Annotated in this window: 23 protein-coding genes; 13 read left to right on the top strand and 10 right to left on the bottom strand. The window is 40.0% G+C overall.

The genetic code is table 11. From position 1 onward, the window contains the following. The first annotated feature begins 16 nt into the window (after positions 1-16). The 3 genes from gyrA to radC all read left to right on the top strand — a co-directional run bounded on the left by gyrA (position 17) and on the right by radC (position 3,961). Complete coding sequence (gene gyrA / locus ACVR1I_RS09010) at positions 17-2,464, top strand: DNA gyrase subunit A (protein WP_447443694.1); 2,448 nt, start codon at positions 17-19, stop codon at positions 2,462-2,464. A gap of 5 nt (positions 2,465-2,469) precedes the next feature. Continuing rightward, positions 2,470-3,213: a class A sortase gene (locus ACVR1I_RS09005; RefSeq protein ID WP_447443693.1), complete on the top strand. Its 744-nt coding sequence runs from the start codon at positions 2,470-2,472 to the stop codon at positions 3,211-3,213. Positions 3,214-3,280: 67 nt separating this feature from the next. Continuing rightward, on the top strand, positions 3,281-3,961 hold the full coding sequence (gene radC, locus ACVR1I_RS09000; protein ID WP_447443692.1) for a RadC family protein: 681 nt from the start codon (positions 3,281-3,283) through the stop codon (positions 3,959-3,961). Here radC and ACVR1I_RS08995 read toward each other — a convergent pair. The 6 genes from ACVR1I_RS08995 to ACVR1I_RS08970 form a co-directional block, all read right to left on the bottom strand. Then, positions 3,958-4,653, bottom strand: a complete 696-nt coding sequence (locus ACVR1I_RS08995) for a gamma-glutamyl-gamma-aminobutyrate hydrolase family protein (protein WP_447443691.1) — start codon at positions 4,651-4,653, stop codon at positions 3,958-3,960. The two genes, radC and ACVR1I_RS08995, sit on opposite strands and share 4 nt — an antisense overlap. 5 nt (positions 4,654-4,658) lie before the next feature. Beyond that, on the bottom strand, positions 4,659-5,297 hold the full coding sequence (locus ACVR1I_RS08990) for a redox-sensing transcriptional repressor Rex (RefSeq protein ID WP_447443690.1): 639 nt from the start codon (positions 5,295-5,297) through the stop codon (positions 4,659-4,661). 123 nt (positions 5,298-5,420) lie between these two features. Next, complete coding sequence (locus ACVR1I_RS08985) at positions 5,421-5,768, bottom strand: DUF1831 domain-containing protein (protein WP_447443689.1); 348 nt, start codon at positions 5,766-5,768, stop codon at positions 5,421-5,423. After that, entirely contained in the window at positions 5,768-6,889 is a 1,122-nt protein-coding gene (locus tag ACVR1I_RS08980) for a cysteine desulfurase family protein (RefSeq protein ID WP_447443688.1), read from the bottom strand. Before ACVR1I_RS08980 ends, ACVR1I_RS08985 begins: the two co-directional genes overlap by 1 nt. Before the next feature lie 14 nt (positions 6,890-6,903). Further along, positions 6,904-7,878, bottom strand: a complete 975-nt coding sequence (locus ACVR1I_RS08975) for a ribose-phosphate diphosphokinase (RefSeq protein ID WP_447443687.1) — start codon at positions 7,876-7,878, stop codon at positions 6,904-6,906. Positions 7,879-8,008: 130 nt separating this feature from the next. Continuing rightward, positions 8,009-8,581 carry a CYTH domain-containing protein gene (locus ACVR1I_RS08970; RefSeq protein WP_447443686.1) on the bottom strand — a complete coding sequence of 191 codons (573 nt, stop codon included), beginning with the start codon at positions 8,579-8,581 and terminating at the stop codon, positions 8,009-8,011. Between the two features lie 135 nt (positions 8,582-8,716). Between ACVR1I_RS08970 and yjbM the strand changes: the two genes are divergently transcribed. From yjbM to mutY, 7 genes are read left to right on the top strand one after another with little or no spacing between them, the layout of a single operon-like run. Further along, positions 8,717-9,388, top strand: coding sequence for a GTP diphosphokinase (yjbM, locus tag ACVR1I_RS08965; protein WP_447443685.1), 672 nt, complete (start codon positions 8,717-8,719; stop codon positions 9,386-9,388). Continuing rightward, positions 9,372-10,190: an NAD kinase gene (locus ACVR1I_RS08960; protein WP_447443684.1), complete on the top strand. Its 819-nt coding sequence runs from the start codon at positions 9,372-9,374 to the stop codon at positions 10,188-10,190. Before yjbM ends, ACVR1I_RS08960 begins: the two co-directional genes overlap by 17 nt. After that, a complete protein-coding gene (locus tag ACVR1I_RS08955) occupies positions 10,190-11,080 on the top strand; it encodes an RluA family pseudouridine synthase (protein ID WP_447443683.1) in 891 nt (296 codons plus the stop codon). The genes ACVR1I_RS08960 and ACVR1I_RS08955 overlap by 1 nt, the downstream gene beginning before the upstream one ends. A gap of 12 nt (positions 11,081-11,092) precedes the next feature. Next, positions 11,093-12,079, top strand: a complete 987-nt coding sequence (pta, locus tag ACVR1I_RS08950) for a phosphate acetyltransferase (RefSeq protein ID WP_447443682.1) — start codon at positions 11,093-11,095, stop codon at positions 12,077-12,079. 1 nt (position 12,080) lies between these two features. Beyond that, on the top strand, positions 12,081-13,805 hold the full coding sequence (locus ACVR1I_RS08945) for an ABC transporter ATP-binding protein (protein ID WP_447443681.1): 1,725 nt from the start codon (positions 12,081-12,083) through the stop codon (positions 13,803-13,805). Next, positions 13,806-15,554, top strand: a complete 1,749-nt coding sequence (locus tag ACVR1I_RS08940; protein ID WP_447443680.1) for an ABC transporter ATP-binding protein — start codon at positions 13,806-13,808, stop codon at positions 15,552-15,554. It begins immediately after the preceding gene. A 45-nt stretch (positions 15,555-15,599) separates the two neighbouring features. After that, on the top strand, positions 15,600-16,751 hold the full coding sequence (gene mutY / locus ACVR1I_RS08935; RefSeq protein WP_447443679.1) for an A/G-specific adenine glycosylase: 1,152 nt from the start codon (positions 15,600-15,602) through the stop codon (positions 16,749-16,751). 1,084 nt (positions 16,752-17,835) lie between these two features. On the opposite strand, the gene ACVR1I_RS08930 is transcribed toward mutY, so the two are convergent. The 4 genes from ACVR1I_RS08930 to ACVR1I_RS08915 form a co-directional block, all read right to left on the bottom strand. Beyond that, positions 17,836-19,554: a phospho-sugar mutase gene (locus ACVR1I_RS08930; RefSeq protein WP_447443678.1), complete on the bottom strand. Its 1,719-nt coding sequence runs from the start codon at positions 19,552-19,554 to the stop codon at positions 17,836-17,838. Between the two features lie 79 nt (positions 19,555-19,633). Continuing rightward, positions 19,634-20,203: an ECF transporter S component gene (locus tag ACVR1I_RS08925; protein ID WP_447443677.1), complete on the bottom strand. Its 570-nt coding sequence runs from the start codon at positions 20,201-20,203 to the stop codon at positions 19,634-19,636. Then, positions 20,200-20,736 (bottom strand): phosphopantothenoylcysteine decarboxylase, encoded by a 537-nt coding sequence (gene coaC, locus ACVR1I_RS08920; RefSeq protein WP_447443676.1) that lies wholly within the window; start codon positions 20,734-20,736, stop codon positions 20,200-20,202. Before coaC ends, ACVR1I_RS08925 begins: the two co-directional genes overlap by 4 nt. A 2-nt stretch (positions 20,737-20,738) precedes the next feature. Beyond that, positions 20,739-21,428: a phosphopantothenate--cysteine ligase gene (locus tag ACVR1I_RS08915; protein WP_447443675.1), complete on the bottom strand. Its 690-nt coding sequence runs from the start codon at positions 21,426-21,428 to the stop codon at positions 20,739-20,741. 183 nt (positions 21,429-21,611) lie between these two features. On the opposite strand from ACVR1I_RS08915, the gene ACVR1I_RS08910 reads away from it, so the two are divergent. The 3 genes from ACVR1I_RS08910 to ACVR1I_RS08900 all read left to right on the top strand — a co-directional run bounded on the left by ACVR1I_RS08910 (position 21,612) and on the right by ACVR1I_RS08900 (position 25,446). Continuing rightward, positions 21,612-23,282: a formate--tetrahydrofolate ligase gene (locus tag ACVR1I_RS08910; RefSeq protein ID WP_447443674.1), complete on the top strand. Its 1,671-nt coding sequence runs from the start codon at positions 21,612-21,614 to the stop codon at positions 23,280-23,282. Positions 23,283-23,563: 281 nt separating this feature from the next. Then, positions 23,564-24,091, top strand: coding sequence for a GNAT family N-acetyltransferase (locus ACVR1I_RS08905; protein ID WP_447443816.1), 528 nt, complete (start codon positions 23,564-23,566; stop codon positions 24,089-24,091). 278 nt (positions 24,092-24,369) lie between these two features. Beyond that, positions 24,370-25,446: an aspartate-semialdehyde dehydrogenase gene (locus ACVR1I_RS08900; RefSeq protein ID WP_447443673.1), complete on the top strand. Its 1,077-nt coding sequence runs from the start codon at positions 24,370-24,372 to the stop codon at positions 25,444-25,446. The last annotated feature ends 2 nt before the right edge of the window (positions 25,447-25,448 follow it).

Below are 25,448 nucleotides of genomic sequence, written 5' to 3'. Positions count from 1 at the left end.
GAAACGAGGCCATTTAGTGCAAGATAAAAATTTAGTCAATATCAATTTAACCAGTGAAATGAAGACCAGTTTCATTGATTATGCGATGAGTGTTATCGTATCTCGTGCGCTTCCTGATGTACGAGATGGGTTGAAACCAGTTCATCGCCGTATTTTGTATGGGATGAATGAATTGGGGATAACACCTGATAAGCCCCATAAAAAATCTGCTCGTATCACGGGTGATGTTATGGGTAAATACCATCCACATGGTGACAGTTCGATTTATGAAGCTATGGTTCGGATGGCTCAATGGTGGAGCTACCGTCACATGCTTGTTGATGGTCATGGAAACTTTGGTTCGATGGACGGAGATGGTGCTGCCGCGCAACGTTATACCGAGGCAAGAATGAGCAAGATTGCTCTTGAAATGCTTCGTGACATTAACAAAAACACAGTTGATTTCCAGGATAACTATGATGGAAATGAGCGTGAGCCGTTGGTGTTGCCAGCACGTTTTCCAAATCTTTTAGTCAATGGGGCAACAGGGATTGCCGTTGGTATGGCGACAAATATTCCACCACATAACCTTGGTGAAACCATTGATGCTGTCAATTTAATTATTGATAATCCTGAAGCAACAACACGTGACATCATGGAAGTTTTGCCTGGACCAGACTTTCCAACAGGTGCCCTTGTAATGGGCAAATCTGGGATTCATAAGGCTTATGAGACAGGAAAAGGCTCCATTGTTCTTCGTTCTCGTACAGAGATTGAAGAATTTGGAAATGGCCGTGAGCGGATCGTTGTTACTGAGTTCCCATACATGGTCAACAAGTCGAAGGTACACGATCACATTGTTCGCTTGGCTCAAGAAAAGCGGATTGAGGGTATCACAGCTGTTCGAGATGAATCGAGTCGTGAAGGTGTCCGTTTTGTGATTGAAGTTCGCCGTGATGCGTCTGCAAGTGTTATTTTAAATAATCTTTTCAAATTAACGCAGATGCAGTCCAACTTTAGCTTTAATATGTTAGCGATTCAAGGCGGAGTACCTAAGATTTTATCCGTCAAAGAAATCTTAACTGCCTATGTTGAACACCAAAAAGAAGTGGTAGTGCGTCGGACGCAATTTGACAAGGATAAGGCTGAAAGCAGAGCCCATATCTTAGAAGGTCTCTTGATTGCACTGGATCATATTGATGAAGTTATCCAGATTATCCGCAATTCAGAGACAGATGCGATTGCTCAGGCAGAATTAATGAACAAGTTTGACTTGAGCGAGCGCCAAAGTCAAGCGATCTTAGACATGCGTCTTCGCCGTTTGACTGGTTTGGAACGAGACAAAATTCAATCTGAATATGATGAGTTAATGGCTTTGATTGCAGATTTGGCAGATATTTTAGCCAAACCAGAACGAGTCATTGCTATCGTCAAGGAAGAGCTGTCAGAAGTCAAACGCAAATATGCTGATAAACGCCGGACAGAATTGATGATTGGTGAAGTTCTTTCTCTTGAAGACGAAGACTTGATTGAAGAAACGGATGTCTTGATTACCTTGTCCAACAAGGGATATATTAAACGTCTTGCACAAGAAGAATTCCGTGCTCAAAAACGGGGTGGTCGTGGAGTTCAAGGAACTGGTGTTAAAGATGATGACTTTGTCAAAGACATGGTTTCCTCCAGTACGCATGATCGCTTGCTCTTCTTTACGAATACTGGTCGGGTTTACAGATTGAAGGCCTATGAAATTCCAGAATATGGTCGAACTGCAAAAGGCTTGCCAATCGTGAATTTACTGAAACTGGATGAAAATGAATTTATTCAAACCGTTATCAATGTTGGTCGTGAACGCAATGATGGCAATTATTTGTTCTTTGCAACCCGCCAAGGTGTGGTCAAACGGACAAGCGTCTCAGAGTTTGGTAACATTCGTCAAAATGGTCTGAAAGCCTTGAATCTAAAAGAAGATGATGAATTGATTGCAGTCTTCTTGACAAATGGTCAATCCGACATCTTTATGGGGACAAAATTCGGCTACTCTGTTCGCTTTGATGAGACTGTTGTTCGTAATATGGGTCGATCTGCAACAGGGGTTCGTGGTGTCAATCTTCGAGATGGGGATCAAGTCGTTGGTGCAACGGTTATTTCAGATGATCAAGAAGTACTCGTGCTAACAGAAAATGGATACGGGAAACGGACTCCAGCAACTGAATACCCGACAAAAGGCCGTGGCGGTAAAGGGATTAAGACCTTGAATGTCACGGATAAAAACGGTCACTTGGCTGGTGTTGTTACCGTTTCTGGTGAGGAAGACATGATGGTCATGACCGATACAGGCGTCGTTATTCGAACCAATGTGTCAAATATCTCTCAAACAGGTCGATCGACTATGGGTGTAAAAGTTATGAGGCTAGATGAAGATGCGAGAATCGTTACATTTACCTTAGTGGATCCAGAAGATGATACTGAGGAAACAGAGGAGTAGCATTGATGAAACAGCATTCTAAAAAACGAATGAGACAAAATCATTTTATAAGAAACTTCTTTATTTCGATTTTGTTAATACTTTCTATGTTACTTATTTTTAGTACTTCGATTCGCAATATGATTATTGTTTGGTATTCGAACCATTACCAAATTAGTAATATTTCAAAGGATGAAATTGAAAAAAACAAGAAAGCCAATACTACATTTGATTTTTCACAAGTAGAATCTATTTCAACAGAAGCTATTTTAAAATCGCAGTGGGAAGCCCAAAATCTTCCAGTTATCGGAGGGATTGCTGTTCCGGAATTGGGTGTAAATTTACCAATTTTTAAAGGTTTATCAAATACAGCCTTAATGTATGGTGCTGGAACAATGAAAGAAAACCAAGAAATGGGAAAAGGGAATTATTCTTTAGCTAGTCACCATGTTTTTGGTATGACTGGAGCAAGTGAAGCCCTCTTTTCTCCTCTTGAAAATGCTAAAAATGGAATGAAAATTTACATTACTGACAAAGATAAGATTTATATCTATATCATTGATTCTGTTGAAGTTGTTGTACCAGAAAGAGTAGATGTTATCGATGATGTCCCAGGTCAAAATAGGATTACACTAGTAACTTGTGATGACTTTGCAGCAACAAAACGAACGATTGTTCAAGGAGCTTTAAAGTCAGAAATTGCTTTTGACGAAGCTTCTGATGAAATGAAAGACTACTTTAAAAAATCGTATAATCAGTTACAATTATAAAACCTAGTATCTTTTATTAGGTTTTTTCTTTATCCTAAATTACGAATAGAGAGATAGGAGGTTACCGATGTATACAATTCAATTTAAAGAAGAAGCGCTATTACCTAGAGAAAGGTTAATGGCTGTTGGTGCAGAGAGATTAAGTAATCAAGAATTATTGGCCATATTACTACGAACAGGGACAAAGACGCAACCAGTCTTACACCTAGCCCAGGAACTCTTGGCCAAGATTCAACATCTGGCAAATCTCAAAGAGCTGTCCATTGAAGAATTACAGACACTTACAGGCATTGGTCGCGTCAAAGCGATTGAGATCAAAGCTATGCTGGAACTTGGAAAGCGGATAAGTCAATCGGAATTAATTTTGGAAGAACGGGTATTGGGAAGTGAACGTTTGGCTAAAAAAATGATTAGCGAGATTGGTCATGAGAAGCAGGAACATCTGGTAGCCTTATATTTGAACACGCAAAATCAAATTATCTCCCAAAAAACGATTTTTATCGGTAGTGTGGATAGAAGTCTAGCAGTTCCTAGAGAGATTTTGCACTATGCAGTCAAATGTATGGCGACATCGGTTGTTGTTGTCCATAATCATCCTTCAGGTATGGTCGAACCCAGTCGAAATGATATTGATTTTACAGGGAATTTAAAAAAGTCCTGTGAAACACTAGGACTTGTCTTATTGGATCATGTAATTGTGGGAAAAAGCAACTATTTTAGTTTCCGTGAGGAGAGTGAATTATTTTAAAGGTGATTTACTACAAAGGAAAAGAGATTTTTCTCGAGTGTTCTATCTTCTACCATCAATTCTGGATGCCATTGAACACCAAGATAGGGATACTGATCTTTTCGTTCGATGGCCTCAATGATACCATCATCAGAGGATCTAGCAGTGATTATTAAATCAGGTGCCAGTTTTTTTATCGCTTGGTGATGAAAGGAGTTGATTGAGGCATGCTCACCGTAAATAGTTGCTAATAATGAATCTTTTTCAATCCCGATATCATGAACTGGTGTAGCAGAAGCAGCCGTCTGCCAATGATTCGGAATATCTTGGTAAAGGGTTCCTCCCATTAAGACATTAAAGAGCTGGGTTCCACGACAGACTGTAAAGATTGGTTTGTTTTGAAGAAGGGCTTCTTTCATTAACGCTAATTCAAAGAGATCCCGCTCCAATAAATAGTCGTCGCTGTCAATGCTTTGCTCTTCCTGGTAAAATTGTGGTAAGACATTTTGTCCACCCGTGAAAATCAATTTATCCGCTAAAGTAACGTATTCTTTTGCTAATTCTGGTTCAGATATGGGCATGATAAGGGGGACACCACCAGCTTCCTGCACCGCTGTTACAAAACCAGTAGCGCAGTAGCTAAGGTGAGGGGAGACGGTGTCGTTTGAATCAAAAAATTGATTTCCCGTAATAGCAATAATTGGTTTTTTCATGAAACTTAGCCTTTGCGCATGAAATAAAGAAGGGTTTGAAGTTCACTTGTTAAATCGACATACTGTACAACAACATCTTTTGGAACAGATAGATTAACAGGTGAAAAGCTTAAGATCCCTTTAATGCCAGCTTTTACCAAAGTATCAGTTACTTCTTGAGCCACGCTACTTGGAACTGTTAAAATGGCTGTTTTTGTATTAGTACCCTTAATTTTCTCTTCTACTTCGGATATGGCATAAATAGGAACATTTTGGTCTTCTGTTCCGACAACGGGATTATCATCTGATTCAAAAGCCATCACAATTTTCATTTTATTGCGTTCATGGAAGCGATAGTGAAGAAGGGCGCGTCCCATATTTCCGACTCCAACCAACATAACATTAGTAATGGAATTGTCGTTTAAGATATCAGCAAAAAAATCCATCATATTTTTGATATCATAGCCAAAACCACGTCGACCCAATTCTCCAAAATAGGAAAAGTCACGGCGGACAGTGGCAGAATCAATACCAATTGCTTCTGCAATTTCTTTTGAACTGGCCTTCTCAATTTTTTCTTTGTGGAATCGTTTGAAGATACGGTAGTAGAGTGACAAGCGTTTAGCTGTGGCTCTCGGAATCGCACTATCTTTTTCTTTTTTCACAATCTATTTCTCCATTCGTTTTCTGTTTTTCTCTATTATCTATTGTAGATGATGTTTGTGAAAAAATCAACGTATATGCATTTAAAAATAAAAAACAAGGATTTTCCTTGTTTTTTTGTAGTATTATTGTTCGATCTTTGTGAAAATTTCACGGTCCACTAAACTTTCCATGAGAAAATAAAACTTCTCTTGTATGACTGTTCTTTCCTGGTTTTTAAAAATATTCACAAGATGCAAACCAGATTTGTCAGTGATATTGATTTTAAAACCAGTTAAATCTGAATTGATGATGATTTTTAACAAAAATCCTTGATTTGAATTTGGAACTTCCTCTAACATACGAGTTAGTTGGTAATTTCCAACTTTTGTGACTTCAAAAGTATTGTCACGTAATGTGTATTTTCGGATTGCTGGATGAATCTGATAAGTGTAGCGGCAATCTTTTAGGGTTACTTGTTGTTCAAATGCCATTAGGCGGCACCTCCAATGATTTCATTTATTATTTGTGTTGCTCTTTTTATCTCTGCAACTGTGTTTTCTTCTGAAAAGCTAATTCGGATGGATTCTGTAAGACGATGAGAATTTGGACCGTAATAAGCTTCCAATACATGGCTTTTTTGGACTACACCAGCCGTGCAGGCTGATCCACTTGAAACGGCAATTCCTGCTAAATCCAATCTCATGAGGATTTGTTCGTTCAGTTGGTCTGTAAAGCCAATGTTTAAAACATAGGGCAGACAATCTTGTGTCTGATTTAGATAGTAGTTAGTTGCATCTAAGTGTTGTAAAAATGATTTTTTTAAAGCCTCGACCGTTTGAAAATTGGTATCTAGCATGTCAATTTGATGAGAAAGAGCAGTGGCCATAGCAGCGATACTTGGGATGTTTTCGGTCCCAGCACGATGCTCGCTCTCTTGTTTGCCACCATGAATTAAGGCATCAAACCGTGGCAAGCGACTGTATAGAAATCCTGTTCCTTTTGGACCATGAAATTTATGAGCGGAGGCAGACAGAAAATCAATGTGTAGCTCTTCAGGTGATATAGGAACCTTTCCAATAGCTTGAACCGCATCGACATGGAAGACAGCTGGATGATTTCTTAGTAATAGACCGATTTCTTTGATTGGCAATACATCACCGGTTTCGTTGTTAGCAAACATGGTGCTAACCAAGATGGTATCTGGTCGAAGTGCTTCTTGAATCTGTTGAGCAGAGATGGTTTGATTGATTGGTTGAATATAGGTTATTTCAAAACCAAATCGTTTTTCAAGGTATTCCATTGTATGCAACACAGAGTGGTGTTCAATGGCAGTCGTAATAATGTGTTTTCCCTTATCTTGGTGGGAAAGAGCGTAACCTTTTATGGCCAAATTATTTGCTTCGGAGCCTCCTGATGTAAAGATAATACAACTTGAAGGAACCTCCAAAATCTTCCCAATTGTTTCCCTTGCAGTGCGTAGAATTTGATTAGCCTTGCGTCCAAAAGAATGAATACTAGACGGATTGCCGAATATTTCTTTTGATACTTCTATCAATGTCTGGAGGGCTTGATCAGAAAGAGAAGTCGTTGCTGCATTATCAAGATAAATCAAAGACAGGTCTCCTTTTATTTCTTATTGGGTACAGAATAATTAAACAGAGGGCTAACTGGACGGCGTTCGTGGATACGAATAATCGCATCCGCAATCAATTTACTAGCAGTGATATAAGCAATATTTTTAGGTAGATTTTCTTTACTTACTACGGAATCTGTTACTAAGATTTCCTTAATAGGAGCCTGATCTAGTAATTCTGTCGCATTTCCTGCAAATAACCCATGACTTGCTACGGCATAAATTTCTGTTGCACCATTTTCTTGGACGATTTTTGCTGCTTCTGAGAAAGTACGGCCAGTATTTAATATATCATCAATTAAAATGGCTTTTTTACCAGCAACCTCCCCGATGATATAGCCTTGTGAGCGCTCAGAATCATCTTGTGCATAATCGATAATGGCAATCGGAGCGTCAAGGTATTCAGCTAGACTACGGGCCCGTTTAATGCCTGAATTTTTTGGACTAACAATGACAACATCATTTCCTGTTAACCCTTTTTCAACATAATAGTCTGCAAAAAGAGGAACTGTAAAGAGATTGTCTACTGGAATGTCAAAGAAGCCTTGAACTTGAACTGCGTGTAAATCTAAGCTAACAACACGATTCACGCCAGCTTTTACCAGCATATTGGCAACTAATTTTGCTGTAATTGGTTCGCGCGGTGCAGCGGTTCGATCTTGTCTTGCGTAACCAAAGTATGGCATGACAACAGTAACAGAATTGGCACTAGCACGGATGCAGGCATCAACCATAATCAATAATTCCCATAAATGATTGTTGACAGGATAGCTGGTTGACTGAATGATATAGACATCGACACCCCGAACACTTTCTTCGATGTTGATCTGAATTTCTCCATCGGAAAATTGGCGAGAAGAGGCTTTTCCAAGCGGAATACCAGCGGCTTCTGAAATTTTTTCAGCAATAGCTCGGTTTCCTGAAAGTGAAAACAACTTAATTTGTTTGTCGGCATATGGTTGAACCATGTCAAAAAATTCTCCTTTTGAATGTTCTAGCAGGAACAGCGTTTGTTAGCTGAACCGATGAGATCTACATACAGTACTATTTTACCAAAAAACCGTAATTTTTTCATTTCTAAAACAAAAAAATCAGCACTTATTTGGCTGATGGAAGAGAGGCAGCAGCGCGGGCAACCTTACTACTAGCATATTTAAATTTGATGGATTGTTTTTTTAGAAAATAATCAAAAGCAATTTTTCCTTCATCTGGATTCTGGACTTCAATTTCTAGTTCATAATCTGTGATACCATTGTAATGATTTTCATCAAGGGCAAATAGTCCAAGGCCATCGTTGATTTCGATTCGATTTGTGGTTAAATATCCCCAGATAGATAGCGTTTCGAAAGGGATATCCGTGTCTTGGATTATTTTTTTTATTTCACCATTAGGCAGCTCAAATTTTTGAATCAATTGATTGGCTTGTTCTAAGCTGATTTCTTGATTGTATTCGATGTTTCCAACGTCGAGTGGTTTTTTTAATGTCAATTCCGCACGATCCATTAGTGTTCTAATGCGAAGAGATAAGCGGTTTTTCTTTAGTTCAAATTCTGGTGTATCGATGTAATAATTGGTTTGCTGAAAAAGGGCATGTCCAGAGAAAAACTCTTTTAGCCTTTTATACTCTGATTTTGTGAGCAATGTCTTGTATTCAATTTCTAATTGGTTCATTTTTAGTAGAGGAAAAGCCTTTCGTATGGTATAATAGTCTTTGTGCTATTCTATAAAAAAAAACGATTTTTTGACAAGAATGGACTATTGCATCCAGATGAAATCTTTTTTCATTTTGACTAGAAAGAGGACCGTATGGAGTTAAATTGGGAAGAATTTTTAGACCCGTATATTCAGGCTGTTGGAGAGTTGAAAATCAAGCTGAGAGGTGTTCGTAAGCAGTACCGTAAGGCCAATCGTCATTCTCCGATTGAATTTGTCACAGGTCGTGTCAAGCCAATTGAATCAATTAAAGAAAAGATGATTTTACGTCATATCAAGACAGAAAATTTAGCCCAAGATATGCAGGATATTGCAGGTGTTCGGGTTATGGTACAATTTGTAGATGACGTGGAAGAAGTACTTGCAATATTGAGAAAACGCAAGGATATGCGTATTGTACATGAGCGTGATTATATCAAAAATATGAAAGCGTCAGGCTATCGTTCTTATCATGTCGTGGTGGAATACCCAGTAGATACGATTAATGGTAACCAGACTGTCTTGGCAGAGATACAGATTCGTACTTTATCAATGAATTTTTGGGCAACGATTGAACACTCTTTGAATTATAAGTACAAGGGAAATTTTCCTGAAGAAATTAAGCAACGTTTGGAAATTACGGCAAAGATTGCCTATCAATTAGATGAGGAGATGCGAAAAATCCGGGACGACATTCAAGAAGCACAGGCCTTATTTGATCCTGCTCACAGAAAATTGAATGATGGTGTTGGAAATAGCGACGATACAGATGAAGATTACAGATAGAAAAAAAATCGCACTGCTCAGTAGCCGCAATCCCAAAAGTGAGGCAGTTTCAAAAGAGTTGTGGGATAAGTTAAAAGAAGCTAATTTTATTTTGACACCTAAAAATCCTGATATCGTTATCTCGATTGGTGGTGATGGAATGTTGCTGTCAGCCTTTCATAAATACGAATCGATTTTAGATCGTGTTCGATTTGTAGGGATTCATACTGGTCACCTTGGTTTTTATACCGATTATCGAGATTTTGAGGTCGACAAGTTAATTGAAAATCTAAAATTGGATACTGGGGCTCGTGTTTCTTATCCGATTTTAGGGGTGCGTGTCCATCTAATGGATGGGCGACAGATTACAGGTAGAGCTCTCAATGAAGCGACTGTTAAACGACTTTCAAAAACGATGGTAGCAGATATTATCATTAACAATGTTCCCTTTGAACGTTTTCGAGGTGATGGTATTTCGGTTTCAACGCCGACTGGCTCAACTGCTTATAACAAATCACTTGGTGGAGCTGTTTTACATCCGACCATTGAAGCTTTGCAAATTGCGGAGGTAGCGAGTCTGAACAATCGTGTTTACCGCACGCTTGGCTCCTCCATTGTTGTTCCGAAAAAGGACAAAATCGTGATTGAGCCAAAACACAATGACAGGTATTCTATTTCAATTGATAATCGTACTTTTGTCTATGACAGCATCGAGAAAATTGAATATCAGATTGATCGTAGCAAGATTCACTTTTTAGCGACACCAAGTCACACTAGTTTTTGGAATCGTGTGAAAGACGCCTTTATTGGAGAGGTGGAGTAATGCGGTTTGAATTTGTAGCAGACCAGCATGTCAAAGTCAAAACATTTTTGAAAAAACATGAGATTTCAAAAAGTTTGCTAGCCAAGGTGAAGTTTAAGGGTGGCAATATCCTAGTAAATGGCATAGAGCAAAATGCGGTTTATCTTTTAGATATTGGAGATAGGGTAACCATTGATATTCCAAGCGAAACAGATGAAAACGGACGCTTGGCTCCTGTGGAACACCCTTTAGATATCGTGTATGAAGACCAGCATTTTCTAGTTCTTGATAAACCATTTGGCTTTGCTTCGATTCCAAGTAGCATTCATTCGTCAACCATGGCTAATTTTGTCAAGGGATATTATGTTCGCAAACAGTATGAAAACCAACAAATTCATATTGTGACGCGGCTCGATCGTGATACATCAGGTTTGATGTTGTTTGCCAAACATGGCTATGCTCATTCACGTTTGGATAAGCAATTGCAAGCCAAGACCATTCAAAAGCGGTATTATGCTTTGGTACACGGTCGAGGGGAATTGGCTAAGACTGGTGATATTATTGCCCCTATTGGTCGCCCTGAAGACAGTATTATCACCCGATGTGTCACGAAAAAGGGGAAATATGCCCACACTTCGTATGAGGTTATAAAGTCTTGGGGAGATGTTCATCTAGTGGACATTCAATTGCATACTGGTCGTACCCATCAAATTCGGGTACATTTTTCCCACATTGGCTTTCCTTTGCTGGGAGATGATTTATATGGTGGCCGTTTGGATTTTGGGATAAAACGGCAAGCCCTTCATTGCCACCATCTTTCTTTTGTCCATCCTTTTGATGAGGAGAGACTAACTTTACAACGTTCATTACCAGCTGATTTTCAAGCTGTAATAAATAATTTATCAAACTAAAGGAGTTTTAAAATGGAAATTCGTAGCCTTATTGGTGACTTAAAGCACAAGATCGTAGGAAAAAAATTAAGAATTGTCTTTCCTGAAGGAAAAGATGAGCGGATTGTTCGTGCGGCAGCCCGTCTTAAATTTGAAGGTTTGGTGGAGCCGATTATTTTGGGGGTCCCAGAAGAAGTTCATGCCTTATTGATTGAATTTGGTTTTTCAAATCCTGGTATTACAGTTATTGATCCAAATAACTATGCGAACTTTGACACTATGAAGCAAGAATTTTTGACGCTTCGCAAAGGAAAAGTGGAAGAGTCACAAGCTGATGAAATCTTACGTGATGTGAATTACTTTGGTGTTATGTTGGTTCAATTAGGACTAGCTGAAGGGATGGTTTCTGGTGCGATTCACTCGACTGCCGATACTGTTCGTCCTGCTTTGCAAATTATTAAAACCAAGCCAGGTGTGACACGTACATCAGGTGTGTTCTTGATGGTGCGCGAAGAACGCCAATACATCTTTGGAGACTGTGCAATTAACATTGATCCAGATGCAGAAACATTGGCTGAAATTGCGATTAACTCAGCTGAAACTGCTAAAACATTTGGCATTGATCCAAAAGTTGCCATGGTTTCCTACTCAACAAAAGGATCTGGTTCTGGACCACGTGTTGATAAAGTTGTTGAAGCGACACGTATTGCCCAAGAAAAACGCCCTGATTTGCTAATTGATGGCGAATTGCAAATGGATGCTGCTTTGATTCCAAATACAGCTCGTTTGAAAGCTCCAGATAGTCCTGTTGCTGGTCAGGCCAATGTCTTTATCTTCCCAGCTATCGAAGCAGGAAATATTGCTTACAAGATTGCTGAGCGTCTTGGTAACTTTGATGCAGTGGGTCCAGTTCTTCAAGGTTTGAATAAGCCGGTTAATGACCTTTCTCGTGGTTGTAGCTCAGAAGATGTTTACAAATTAGCGATTATTACTGCGGCTCAAGCAGCTGATGCAATTTAGTATGAAATCGTTATTGTATTACTTTAAGAACTATTTAAAAGAGTCCATCCTAGCTCCGTTATTGAAGTTACTAGAGGCTGCTTTTGAATTGATCGTTCCTTTGGTCATCGCCTATATCGTTGACACTATTATTGTTCATGGCAATCAAGAAGACTTGATTGCTATGATTTTATTATTGGTCTCATTTGCAATAGTAGGTGTTCTTGTTGCGGTTTCTGCCCAGTATTTTGCATCAAAAGCAGCTGTTGGATTCGCAAAGGATTTAACCGTAGACTTGTATCAAAAAGTCCTAACCCTTCCGAAAGAACGCCGTGATCAACTAGGGCCAAGTAGTCTTTTAACTCGCCTGTCTAGCGATACCTTGCAAATTCAAAATGGGATCAATACCTTTTTGCGTTTGTTTTTACGGGCTCCGATTGTGGTGTTTGGAGCGCTGTTTATGGCTTTTTATATCAGCCCTGATTTGTCCATCATCTTTTTGGGGATGATTGCTGTACTATTTGTGATTGTGATCCTTATATCAAAGATTTCAAGTTCTTACTTTGCAACGATTCGAAAAATAATGGATCGTCTTGTTGGCTTGATTCAAGAAAGCATTTCTGGGATGCGGGTTGTGCGTGCCTTTGTACAGACAGATAGAGAAGTAAGGCAGTTTCACACCGCCAATCAGTCCTATGAGAGCCAGCAGATGAAGGCTGGTTTTTTGTCTGCTAGTTTGACTCCTTTGACCTTTTTGGTGGTCAACGCTTCGTTATTCATCTTGATTGTGCAGGGAAACCAATTTATCGATAGCGGCTTATTGGAGCAAGGAAAGTTGGTTGCACTGATTAACTATTTACTACAAATCTTAGTGGAATTGGTCAAATTGGTCATGGTTGTGACAACTTTAAATCAAAGTTTTGTCAGTGCTAAGCGAGTAGAAGAAATTTTTGAGCAAGAATCAGAAAACCTTCTTGCCCCTCTACCAGTAAAGAAAAGTTCTTATCAAAATTTACAAATAGAGGTGGATCATCTCTCCTTCCAATACCCAACGGCATCTGAAACGGCTCTTTCAAACATTTCATTTAAAATTTTTAGAGGTCAAACGTTTGGAATTATTGGCGGAACGGGATCAGGTAAGTCGACTCTGATCGATTTGTTCTTACATCTCTATGCTGCTAGTGAAGGAGAAGTTGCGGTTTTTCAGGCTGGCTATTCTCCTAAGAATTTGAAAGAGTGGCGGCAGCAATTTGCTCTTGTTCCGCAACAACCCCAATTATTTGCCGGGACTGTTCGGACGAATTTGACACTAGGATTATCTGGTATATCAGACCAAGAATTATGGAACGCCCTTGAAATTGCTCAAGCCGCGGACTTTTTAAGGGAAAAAGAAGGATTGGACACTCGGGTCGAGGCCATGGGACGAAATTTTTCAGGTGGCCAAAAGCAACGCCTGACCATTGCAAGAGCCGTGCTACAACCGGCTCCGATTTTGATTTTGGATGATGCCACCTCAGCCTTGGATTACTTGACCGAAAGACGCTTATTGGATAGTTTGAAAGAAAAAATGCCTTCAAAAACCTTGATTCTTATTTCTCAGCGAACCAATAGCTTAGCTGTGGCGGATTCAATTCTGGTCTTGGACAAAGGAGAGCAAGTTGGTTTGGGACGGCATGAACAGCTTCTTGATCACTGCTTTGTCTACCAAGAAATTGCCCGTTCACAAGAAAGCAAGGAGGTGGTGTAGATGGGATTGCGTACAGACCGTTCCTCTAATTTGAAGCGATTGATTGCCTTATTATTCCAACAACCTCTCCAATTGATTCTTTTCTTACTAGCCAGTATTGTCCAAGTTTTGCTGAGTGTTTATTTGCCTATCTTGATTGGTCAATCTGTTGATGCTGTTTTACAAAATGGCTTGAGTGCAGATTTATTGAGGATTTTAAAAATAATGGCTTTGGTCATTGGGCTAAATACTATAGTCCAATGGGTGACACCTTTATTGGTGAATCGTCTTGTGTACACATTGGTGACTGCTCTTCGACAGGAAGCCTTTGATGCGATTCAACACTTGCCCTTGTCCTATCTTGATCGGCAATCAACGGGTGATTTAGTGGCTAGACTCAGTAGTGATAGTGAGCAATTAACCAATGGGCTTTTGATGATTTTTAATCAGTTCTTTATTGGTGTGTTGACGATTGTTCTGACGATTTTCACAATGGCTGATTTAGATTTACTAATGATGGTAATGGTGGTTGCATTGACACCAGTCTCCCTCTTGTTGGCGCGCTATATTGCGAAAAAATCATTTTTGTATTATAGAGAACAAACCAAGGCCCGAGGTCAACAGGTATCGTTTTTAAGTGAAAGTATTGGGCAGTTGAGCTTGATTCAGTCATTTAATGCACAAGAACAATTTTCAAGGGAATTTAATGACATCAATGCAGACTACGCCAAGGTATCCCAAGTGGCTATTTTCGCTTCCTCAACGGTAAACCCTACCACGCGCTTTATCAATGCATTGATATATGCTTTGTTAACAGGAATTGGTGCCTTGCGAATCATGCGTGGAACCTTTTCAGTGGGGCAATTAACAACTTTCTTAAATTATGCCAGTCAATACAGTAAGCCTTTTAATGATATATCATCAGTCTTGTCTGAATTGCAGAGTGCCTTGGCATGTGCAGAGCGGCTATTTGCCATCTTAGACCAAGAACGCTTGTCCGAGGAAGAGACAAAAGAACTGCAATTTGAAGATGTCACAGGGGAAATTGAATTTCAAGATGTCGATTTCTCCTATGTTCCGACAAAGCCTCTGATGAAAAATCTGAATTTAAAAGTGGTTGCAGGTAGTAAGATTGCTATTGTTGGCCCAACAGGTGCTGGAAAATCGACCTTGATTAATTTAATGATGCGTTTTTACCCAGTTACAAAAGGACAAATCTTATTGGATGGTGTTCCAATTACCGCTTATAGCCGAGAGTCCTTACGGAAACAAATTGGCATGGTCTTACAGGAAACCTGGTTGAAATCAGCAACGATTCATGACAATATTGCCTATGGTTATCCAAATGCTACCAGAGAATTGGTGGTAGAAGCAGCTAAGGCTGCCAATGCTGATTTCTTTATTCGACAGTTGCCAAATGGATATGACACCTATCTAGCGGATGCAGGAGAGTCCCTTTCGCAAGGGCAACGGCAACTCTTAGCCATTGCGCGCGTTTTTGTTCGTGTTCCGAAAATCTTGATTTTGGATGAGGCGACGTCATCTATCGATACACGGACAGAATTGCTGATTCAAGAAGCCTTTGAAAAGTTGATGAAAGGGCGTACGAGCTTTATCATCGCTCATCGCTTATCAACCATTCAAGCAGCAGATTTGATTCTGGTAATGGTAGATGGAGATATTGTGGAAATGGGCAATCATGCTGAATTGATGAGAGCAAAGGGAACCTATTTCCAAATGCAACAAACGCAGAAAAATGTATCAGATTAAGAGTTGGGAAACCAGCTCTTTTTTCTTTTATGGTATACTGATTTTATGTTAGATTTACAAGATTATGGCATTAACATGTGGCCAACAGACAAGATTGTAGCCTTTCGAAAAGCTCTCTTAGACTGGTACGATGAGAACAAACGTGATCTACCTTGGCGGCGTACGAGTGACCCGTATGCTATTTGGGTATCTGAAATCATGCTCCAGCAGACCCGTGTAGACACCGTCATTCCTTATTATGAAAGTTTTTTATACCGCCTGCCGACGATACAAGACTTGGCTCAGGCACCAGAAGCTGTTTTGTTGAAAGTCTGGGAAGGGCTAGGTTACTATTCGCGCGTTCGCAATATGCAAGAAGCTGCGAAACAAATGGTTGCTAATTTTAAGGGAGAATTTCCCAAGACACACGAAGAGATTCTGAGTTTAAAGGGTATTGGACCTTATACAGCAGGTGCCATTTCTAGTATTGCTTTTGGCCTTCCTGAGCCAGCTGTTGACGGAAATGTTATGCGCGTGCTCAGTCGCTTATTTGAAGTTGATTACGATATCGGCGTCCCAGCCAATCGCAAGATTTTTCAAGCCATGATGGAAGAATTAATTGATCCAGAAAGACCGGGAGATTTTAATCAGGCCCTGATGGACCTGGGCTCAGACATCGAATCGCCTGTTAATCCACGTCCGGAAGAAAGTCCTGTTAAAGACTTTAGCGCAGCTTTTTTACATGGGACCATGGACAAGTACCCCATTAAAGCACCCAAGAAAAAGCCAATTCCTGTCTATTTGAAAGGGTTTATTATCCGAAATAAAAATAATGAATTTTTATTGGAAAAAAATCTTTCCTCAGGTCTTCTATCAGGTTTTTGGTCCTTTCCTTTGATGGAAGTAACTGAAGCAAGCCAAAAAGAACTTAGTCTCTTTGATGAAGTTGCGGAGAAAGAGGAAAAGTCTGTATTGCAATTGTTTGAGGACCATCATTCTATGGATATTTCTTGGCAGGAGACTCGTTTTGAAAAAATCCAACATATCTTTAGTCATCGTAAGTGGCAAATTGAACTAATTGAGGGGATTTTGGAAGAGCAAGCTCAAAGTGAATTTGCAAATAAAGAACTCACATGGGTTGCAGCAGATGACTTTTACCACTATGCCTTTGCCAAGGCCCAACAAAAAATGTGGCAGGCTTATCAAGATGGAAAGTAGGAGAAATATCCTACTTCAGAACGTAGACAAACCCTTTAAACGCTAGAAAATAGCAAATTCAAATCCTCCCCCAACTCTTTAAAATGCTAATTTATCAGCGTTTCTAAAGATTTTGATGTTTACTAACCAAAGAAAAAAATTGAAGAAAATGATCCAAAATGGACTTTTTCTTCAATCTAAAGTAGGATAAATATCCTACTTTTTATTTTTTTAGAAGAATTGCACATAATTATTTGAAAGCGTTTAAAAAAAGAGGTATAATACAAGTGAAAAGAGGAAATTCCTCTTGAAAACAATAGTCGCTAGACTACAAATAACAGCACAACTCAAGAAAGGAGTAGGGAGAAAATCAGTGTAGGTGAAAGCTGTGAATATGCCTACAAGGTTTTGGAAACCATATTGCGTGTATATACTCCAAGTGAGTATTGTTTATCGTGTTAGATTCTTTCTGAGGAAAAAAGAAAGAAGTCGTGAAATCATTCTTTAGTCATTTGTTGATGAGTGTGTTTTTAATTTGTATCTAGCTTGTCTGGGAGAAGGACTGTTTCACTTAATCGGATGCTTTTGGTATACAACAAAAGCTAGTTGTGAAATCTTGTTAAGAAATCCTACTTATTAGCCTAGCTATCCTTATTTAAAAGTATATATAAAGGCTAATTGACTACCCTAACCCTTCCTGAGCTAGCTCGATTCTTTCATCGTGAAGTTTCAGTTGAGCGTCATAGACAGCGAAGGGGTGATAATCTCATCTTGTTAACACTATAACGACTTAGACAACCATTATTGTTTGAATCGCATAAACAGGATAGCGTGATTCTATTTTCAAAAAAGAAGTGGGACAGTCACTTTTCCTCTTATATCCAACCGCCACCTGCTGAGTCAAGCAGGTGGTTTTTGACTTATCCATTTGTATAAAACAAAAAAATCAATTAGAATGAGAAAGTTAATCCCCTTCTCAAACGTGTCAGCCCTTCGCTTCTTAACCTTCAGTGGCTTTTTGGGAATGGATTACTGGAAATTAGAAAGAGACTGGATGTGGAAGTGGATGGAGTAAACAAAAAAGAGGCCTTGGCCTCTTTTTGTGTTATTTCACAAATGCGTTGATTTCAGCTTCGATGTTGGTGATTTTTTCTTCTGCTTCAGCAAGGGTTTCACCAACAGTAGCGATATAGAACTTGATTTTTGGTTCTGTCCCTGATGGGCGAACGGCAAACCAAGAATCATCTGTTAGGGTGTACTTGAGCACATCGCTCGGTGGAGTGGTCAAGTTTGTTACTGTACCGTCAAGTGTTGTAGCTGTTTGAAGGGCAAAGTCTTCAAATAGAGCGATGTCTGTCTGGTTGAATTGGCTTGGGGCATTGTCACGGAATTTAGCCATGATCGCCTTGATTTGCTCTGCACCGTCTTTACCAGATAGGGTTACTGAAATGGTCTTTTCAGCAAAATAGCCATATTCTTTGAAGATTTCATCGATACCGTCAGCCAGTGTCAAACCACGTGAGCGGTAGTAGGCTGCGATTTCAGCGACTAGTAGGACTGCTTGAATAGCGTCTTTGTCACGAACAAAAGGCTTAATGAGGTAACCAAAACTTTCTTCAAAACCAAACATGTATGTATGATTGCCTGTTTCTTCAAATTCCTGGATTTTTTCAGCAATAAATTTGAAACCTGTTAAGACGTTGAACATGGTTGCCCCGTAGCTCTCAGCAATCTTGGTTACTAATTCAGTAGACACAATCGATTTGCAAAGGGCTGCGTTAGCTGGTAATGTTCCTGCTTGTTTGTGTGCTTCTAAGATGTATTTGGCTAAGAGAGCACCGATTTGGTTACCAGAAAGGTTCCAGTAGCTACCATCTGCTTGACGAACCTCAACGCCTACCCGGTCAGCATCTGGGTCTGTCGCAAGAAGCACATCAGCTCCAACTTCACGGCCTAATTCTTCTGCTAAAGCGAATGCTGCCTGGCTTTCAGGGTTTGGTGAAGCAACTGTTGAGAAATCAGGATCAGCAGTGGCTTGACTTTCTACAATTTCAACGGAGTCAAAACCAGCTTGAGCCAAAGCACGGCGGGTCAACATTTCACCGGTTCCGTGAAGTGGCGTATAGACAATTTTCATGTCCTTACCATGCTCAGCAATCAAGTCTGGATTGATGGTAATGGCTTTGAGCTCTTCAAGGTAAAGAGCGTCTGTTTCTTCACCTAAAACGGTAATCAAACCAGAAGTCTTGCTTTCTTCTAAATCTGCAAGCGCCACGGTAAATGGATCGGCGATTCCACGGATATAGTCTGTTAAAGCATTGGCATCGGCAGGTGGCATTTGACCACCATCTTCACCATAAACCTTGTAGCCATTGAACTCTTTTGGATTGTGACTGGCCGTTATCATGATTCCAGCAATAGCATTGTAGTGGCGGACAGCAAAAGACAATTCAGGTGTTGGGCGGAGGCTTTCAAAGACATAAGATTTGATCCCATGAGCAGCCAAAACTTGGGCGGATTCAAAAGCAAATTCTGGAGAGAAGTGGCGAGAGTCATAAGCGATGGCTACACCACGTTTTTTAGCTTCCTCACCCTTTGACTCAACCAGCTTAGCCAATCCTTCAGTAGCTTGGCGAACGACAAATACGTTGATACGGTTTGTACCTGCTCCGATATAGCCCCGCATACCTGCAGTACCAAATTCTAGATTGGTATAAAAAGCATCTTCTTTTGTTTTCTCATCCATGTCAAGTAAGTCTTTACGGAGATAATCTGGAAGATCAGCATAGTCTAACCATGCCTGATAAGTTTCTTGATAGGTCATTGGAATCCTCCTAAAAATTAATCGCTTTCATTATACCATTTTCAGAAAAAAAAAGCACGCTCTCACATGCTTTTTCCATTTATTTTTTGATTTTTTCCATAACTGGAACAATAGCAACTGTCAATACAGCTGAGATAACCATTTCAGCTAGGGCATTGGTTCCAACAATGGAAGCTAGCATGGCTTGGATATTGCCATTGTAAACAGCTGAAAATAGAACAAAGATTCCTCCCAAGACAAATACGGTATTGGTCATAGACCCAATCGCCCCAGCAACGGTTAATCCAGTTTTATTGTGGAACCATTTGTAAACAAAGTAAGGTGTCACACCAATCAGAATCCGTGGCACCATAGCGATGATAAGGGAATTAAGATTCCCGTTTTCAACAAATGGAGAAAAAAGATAACTGGTCGGCAATAGGTAAAGTGTGTTGGTTACGACACTAATCACTCCCATCAGGCCACCAAGAATAGCTCCAATCCGTGGTCCGTAAATAATAGAAGCAATGATAACTGGAATATGAACCAGGGTTGGTTTTATTGGAAAGGGTAGGACATTAAAAATAACGGAGCTTAGCAAGTGAATGACGAGCATAGTGGCGAAAAACATAGCAATGACAGCTATATCGGTTGATTTTCTTCTTTTCATAACTTATTTTGTACCTCTTTTAAAATATCTTCTAGGTCTGCTAAGGCACCGGTCCCAAAATCACCACAAGCTAACAAAGCTTCACGTGGTTGAATTTCTTTAAAGCCATAGTTTGCCAAACGCTTTAGATTTTCTTGTGTTGCAGGGTTTAAATACATATTGGTATTCATAGCAGGCGCAATGAGTTTTGGAACATATGATGGTAATGCGAGGGCAACAGACGTCACCATATTGTCAGCAAAACCATAGGAGAGTTTAGCAATAGTTGTAGCAGAAGCGGGTGCTACCAAAAATACATCTGTTGCTTTTGCAATATCGATGTGTTTGATGGATTTAGGGTCTTCTTCAATCATGACATCAGTTTGTACAGGATTTTTAGATAAAGCTTGTAGAGTCAATGGAGTAATAAATCGGGTGGCAGATTTGGTCATCAAGACTGTTATATTGTGACCCAATTTTATCAATTGACTGGTTAAATCAGCAGCCTTGTAGGCAGAGATGGATCCTGTGACTGCAAGTGTAATATTGGCCATTTTTAGCCCTCTCTTTCAGTGAGAATACTCAGGAGTGTTTGTGCGATTTCGTCCTTGGTTTGAACTTGTTTCTCTTTTTGAGCGTCTACAATATAGGCGATATGTTGCCCATCTTTGATGTCTAGGAGGTCATTAGCCACAATGTAGTCAGCCTTGTTTTTCTCAAGACTAGCGCGTGCGACACGAAGCAATTCTTCTTTTGAAACATCCACTAACAGTTTAAAGCCGATTAGTGAAATGGACGGATTCCATTCTTTGACGAGAGAAATGACCTTTGGTGTCTTTTTGAGAAATAAAACTTGCACCTCATCAGCAGATGAAATTTTGCTTTCTGAATTAGATCGTTCCAATAGGTCTTCAATCTTTTCACTTGCCTTGACTTCCTCCAAGCATGTCATATAAACAGGTGTATAATCAGAAACTGCCATACTATGAATGAGACTGTCATGGGATTTGACCAAGGGTTCCATAGTATCTACTAAATCAGCTACATTTTTGATTTCATATATGGTTAAATTAGGGTGGCTTTCAGGTTTGACAGCTTGCTTAGTTGTAACTAAGGATACAGTATGACCAGCTGCTAAACAGACCTCTGCAACACGCTTACCAAGATATCCCGTAGAATGATTGGTAATCGAACGGACTTGATCAATGGCTTCACTCGTACCACCTGATGTAATTAAAATTTTCATGCTAATATTGTACAGAAAAAAAGCGTTTCCGTAAAGTTTTTGGTATAGAAAAAACTTTAGAAACGATGAAATCCTCTCTCTTGTTTACTTATAAAATACGAATGTTCTGACGAAGAGTTGTTTCATTTGTTTCTTTTTGTCTTGTTTGTTGGTAAAATAAGAATAGAAAATGTGAGGTGGATTATGAAAACAGATATTGAAATTGCACAAAGTGTCACATTGAAACCGATTCTCGATGTGGTTGCCCCCTTAGGGATTGATTTGGATGATGTAGAGCTCTACGGGAAATTCAAAGCAAAACTAACCGCCGATAAAATCAAGCAGGTCCAATCCCGTCCAACAGGTCGTTTGATTCTGGTTACAGCTATTAACCCAACCCCTGCTGGAGAAGGCAAATCAACGATTACAATTGGTCTGGCCGATGCACTCTCGCACATTGGGAAGAAAACCATGATTGCCCTTCGTGAGCCATCACTTGGCCCAGTCATGGGAGTCAAAGGTGGAGCAGCAGGAGGGGGCTATGCCCAGGTCCTACCAATGGAAGATATCAATTTGCACTTTACAGGTGATATGCACGCCATTACAACAGCTCATAATGCTTTGTCCGCCTTAATTGACAACCACTTGCACCAAGGAAATGAGCTCAATATTGACCCACGTCGCATTATTTGGAAACGGGTTTTAGATTTAAATGACCGTGCGCTGCGCCAGGTAACAGTTGGGCTTGGTGGTCCTTTAAATGGTGTTCCCAGAGAAGACGGTTTTGATATTACCGTTGCTTCTGAAATCATGGCAATTTTGTGTCTAGCAACCGATTTACAAAACCTCAAAGAGCGATTGGGCAATATTGTCATAGGTTACCGCTATGATCGAACACCTGTTTTTGTTCGTGATTTGGCAGTAGAAGGCGCTCTTACTTTAATTCTGAAAGATGCATTAAAACCAAACTTGGTTCAAACGATTTATGGTACACCAGCTTTTGTCCACGGTGGTCCGTTTGCCAATATTGCACATGGTTGTAATTCTGTTTTGGCAACAACAACGGCCCTTCGTCTGGCAGATTTCACTGTAACAGAAGCAGGTTTTGGTGCTGATTTAGGAGCAGAAAAATTCCTTGATATTAAAACGCCCCATCTACCTAAAAGTCCTGATGCCATTGTAGTTGTTGCGACCATTCGTGCCTTGAAAATGAACGGTGGGCTTGCTAAAGAAGAACTTACAAAAGAAAATACTGCTGCACTTAAAGATGGCTTTGCTAACTTAAAACGCCATGTCAATAATATGCGTGGCTATGGTATTCCAGTAGTCGTTGCTATCAATGAATTTGTGTCAGACACAGAAGCAGAAATTGCACTTCTAAAAGAACTATGTGCAGAAATTCAAGTTCCTGTTGCCTTAGCAAGTGTTTGGGCAGATGGTGCTGAAGGTGGAGTTGCCTTGGCTGAAACAGTTGTAAAAGTGATTGAAGAGAAGCCAGCTCAATACAAGCGTTTGTATGCAGATGAACAGTCTGTTGAAGAAAAAATAGAAGCTATTGCGCGTGGTATTTATGGTGCTTCGGGAATTGTTTTAGAGAAAAAAGCCAAAACCCAACTGGCTCAAATTGTGCAAAATGGTTGGGCTCAGTTACCTGTGTGTATGGCCAAAACCCAGTATAGTTTTTCAGATGACCCAAACCTTCTTGGTGCTCCAACTGATTTTACGGTAACTATCCGAGAAATCGTTCCCAAATTAGGAGCCGGTTTCCTGGTTGTCTTAACAGGTGAGGTCATGACCATGCCAGGACTTCCTAAAAAACCAGCAGCTCTCAATATGAATGTGGACGAAAACGGACAAGCACTTGGTTTGTTTTAAAGACAGAAAAGCAGGCTTTTGCCTGCTTCAGAACGTAGACAAACCCTATTTTTAATAGAAAAATTGTTATTGTAGAAACTGACTACGATATAATAGAAACTCTCATAAAAGCTGATGTAGCAGTATTTAAAAGAGTTTCTTTATTTCTCAAGTATATAAAAAAAGATTGAAGAAAATTGCCCAAAATGGACTTTTTCTTCAATCTGAAGCAGGCTTTTGCCTGCTTTTTGCCTGTGAAATATGCTATACTAGTTCCACCAAAGAGAAAGAAGTAGTATATGATTCAGATACGAGAAGCCCAGATTCGTGACGCTAGTGACTTACTCCAGATTTATAGCCCTTATGTCCTAGAAACAGCCATCACCTTCGAAACAGCTGTACCAACCATAGCGGAATTCCAAGAGCGAATGATGGGAATTATGCAATATTATCCCTATCTAGTAGCAGAGGAAAACGGTCGGATTCTTGGCTATGCATACGCTCATGAATACTATGGAAGAGCAGCTTACGATTGGACAGTTGAAGTTTCAATATACGTTGATCAACAAGTCCGCCAGTCGGGGATTGGTACGCTTTTGTATGATGCCTTAGAAGCGATGTTGGATGAGCGTCACTATGTCAGTCTCTTGGCTTGTATCTCTCTTCCAAATACAGCCTCCATTTCTTTTCATGAAAAAAGAGGTTACAAACAGGTCGCTCATTTTGACCGACTTGGCTTCAAATTTGACCGGTGGTATGACATTGTCTGGCTTCAAAAGCGATTGAAGGAAATCGATCGACCAAATCCTTTGATTGGCAAACATAGTTAACTTGTGCTATACTTAGTGTATGCGATGAGTCGATGTGGTCTTTGGACCATATTACGCTGGGGAAATCTACATTCAATTGTAACGCAGGAGCGGATTTTGGACAGTTGTGTGAACCTTCTGTTCTCATGGAAACATGCCCCAAATCTCCTATTCTTTTGAATAGGGGATTTTTTTTATTTTCTACTGACAAGTCCTTAAAAAAATAGTATAATGGAGCTATTATAAAATTTTTAGAAAATTATGAAAGTAGAGCTTTGGCTCTTTTGAAAGAGGAAATTATGGGATACACAGTAGCAGTTGTAGGTGCAACAGGTGCCGTAGGAGCACAGATGATTCAGATGTTAGAAGAGACAACTCTTCCAATTGATAGCTTGCGTCTTTTGGCTTCGGCCCGATCGGCAGGCAAAACGCTCAGTTTTAAAGGACAAGACATTGTCATTGAAGAAACAACAGAAACAGCCTTTGAAGGAGTGGATATTGCCCTCTTTTCTGCAGGTGGTTCTATCTCTGCCAAATATGCGCCATACGCTGTCAAAGCAGGTGCAGTAGTAGTAGACAATACTTCGCATTTTCGGATGAACCCAGATGTTCCATTGGTAGTCCCTGAAGTCAATGCCCATGCCATGGAAAATCACAATGGTATTATTGCTTGTCCAAACTGCTCTACTATTCAAATGATGGTGGCTTTGGAACCAATTCGCAAGCAGTGGGGCTTGAACCGCATTATCGTTTCGACCTATCAAGCAGTATCAGGTGCGGGTATGGGTGCCATTATGGAAACACAGGATCAACTGCGTTCTGTTTTGAATGATGGTGTGAATCCTAAAGATGTTGTTGCAAATATCCTACCATCAGGTGGGGACAAGAAACATTACCCCATCGCTTTTAACGCTCTTCCACAAATCGATGTCTTCACTGACAATGATTATACCTATGAAGAGATGAAAATGACCAATGAGACTAAGAAAATCATGGAAGATGACAGTATTGCTGTTTCGGCAACCTGTGTCCGTATCCCTGTTTTATCAGGTCATTCAGAATCTGTCTACATTGAAACCGATATTGTTGCGCCAATTGATGAAGTAAAAGCAGCGATTGCCAACTTCCCAGGTGCAGTATTAGAAGACGATGTTGCGACACAAACTTACCCGCAAGCAGTCAATGCTGTTGGAAGCCGTGATACATTTGTCGGCCGTATCCGCAAAGATTTAGATGCTGAAAAAGGTATCCACATGTGGGTTGTTTCAGATAACCTCTTAAAGGGAGCAGCTTGGAATTCAGTACAAATTGCAGAATCCCTTCATGAACGTGGCTTGGTTCGACCAACTACCGATTTAGTATTTGATTTGAAGTAAAA

This window comes from Streptococcus cameli, assembly GCF_053207365.1.
This window is presented reverse-complemented; position numbering and strand designations above follow the sequence as displayed.

What these genes read in the sequence shown, in the direction of transcription:
- ACVR1I_RS09005 (WP_447443693.1), top strand. Translation starts at nt 2,470, where the DNA reads ATGAAACAGCATTCTAAAAAACGAATGAGACAAAATCATTTTATAAGA.
- radC (WP_447443692.1), top strand. Translation starts at nt 3,281, where the DNA reads ATGTATACAATTCAATTTAAAGAAGAAGCGCTATTACCTAGAGAAAGG.
- ACVR1I_RS08995 (WP_447443691.1), bottom strand. Translation starts at nt 4,653, where the DNA reads ATGAAAAAACCAATTATTGCTATTACGGGAAATCAATTTTTTGATTCA.
- ACVR1I_RS08985 (WP_447443689.1), bottom strand. Translation starts at nt 5,768, where the DNA reads ATGGCATTTGAACAACAAGTAACCCTAAAAGATTGCCGCTACACTTAT.
- ACVR1I_RS08975 (WP_447443687.1), bottom strand. Translation starts at nt 7,878, where the DNA reads ATGGTTCAACCATATGCCGACAAACAAATTAAGTTGTTTTCACTTTCA.
- ACVR1I_RS08970 (WP_447443686.1), bottom strand. Translation starts at nt 8,581, where the DNA reads ATGAACCAATTAGAAATTGAATACAAGACATTGCTCACAAAATCAGAG.
- yjbM (WP_447443685.1), top strand. Translation starts at nt 8,717, where the DNA reads ATGGAGTTAAATTGGGAAGAATTTTTAGACCCGTATATTCAGGCTGTT.
- ACVR1I_RS08960 (WP_447443684.1), top strand. Translation starts at nt 9,372, where the DNA reads ATGAAGATTACAGATAGAAAAAAAATCGCACTGCTCAGTAGCCGCAAT.
- ACVR1I_RS08955 (WP_447443683.1), top strand. Translation starts at nt 10,190, where the DNA reads ATGCGGTTTGAATTTGTAGCAGACCAGCATGTCAAAGTCAAAACATTT.
- pta (WP_447443682.1), top strand. Translation starts at nt 11,093, where the DNA reads ATGGAAATTCGTAGCCTTATTGGTGACTTAAAGCACAAGATCGTAGGA.
- ACVR1I_RS08945 (WP_447443681.1), top strand. Translation starts at nt 12,081, where the DNA reads ATGAAATCGTTATTGTATTACTTTAAGAACTATTTAAAAGAGTCCATC.
- ACVR1I_RS08940 (WP_447443680.1), top strand. Translation starts at nt 13,806, where the DNA reads ATGGGATTGCGTACAGACCGTTCCTCTAATTTGAAGCGATTGATTGCC.
- mutY (WP_447443679.1), top strand. Translation starts at nt 15,600, where the DNA reads ATGTTAGATTTACAAGATTATGGCATTAACATGTGGCCAACAGACAAG.
- ACVR1I_RS08930 (WP_447443678.1), bottom strand. Translation starts at nt 19,554, where the DNA reads ATGACCTATCAAGAAACTTATCAGGCATGGTTAGACTATGCTGATCTT.
- ACVR1I_RS08925 (WP_447443677.1), bottom strand. Translation starts at nt 20,203, where the DNA reads ATGAAAAGAAGAAAATCAACCGATATAGCTGTCATTGCTATGTTTTTC.
- coaC (WP_447443676.1), bottom strand. Translation starts at nt 20,736, where the DNA reads ATGGCCAATATTACACTTGCAGTCACAGGATCCATCTCTGCCTACAAG.
- ACVR1I_RS08915 (WP_447443675.1), bottom strand. Translation starts at nt 21,428, where the DNA reads ATGAAAATTTTAATTACATCAGGTGGTACGAGTGAAGCCATTGATCAA.
- ACVR1I_RS08910 (WP_447443674.1), top strand. Translation starts at nt 21,612, where the DNA reads ATGAAAACAGATATTGAAATTGCACAAAGTGTCACATTGAAACCGATT.
- ACVR1I_RS08900 (WP_447443673.1), top strand. Translation starts at nt 24,370, where the DNA reads ATGGGATACACAGTAGCAGTTGTAGGTGCAACAGGTGCCGTAGGAGCA.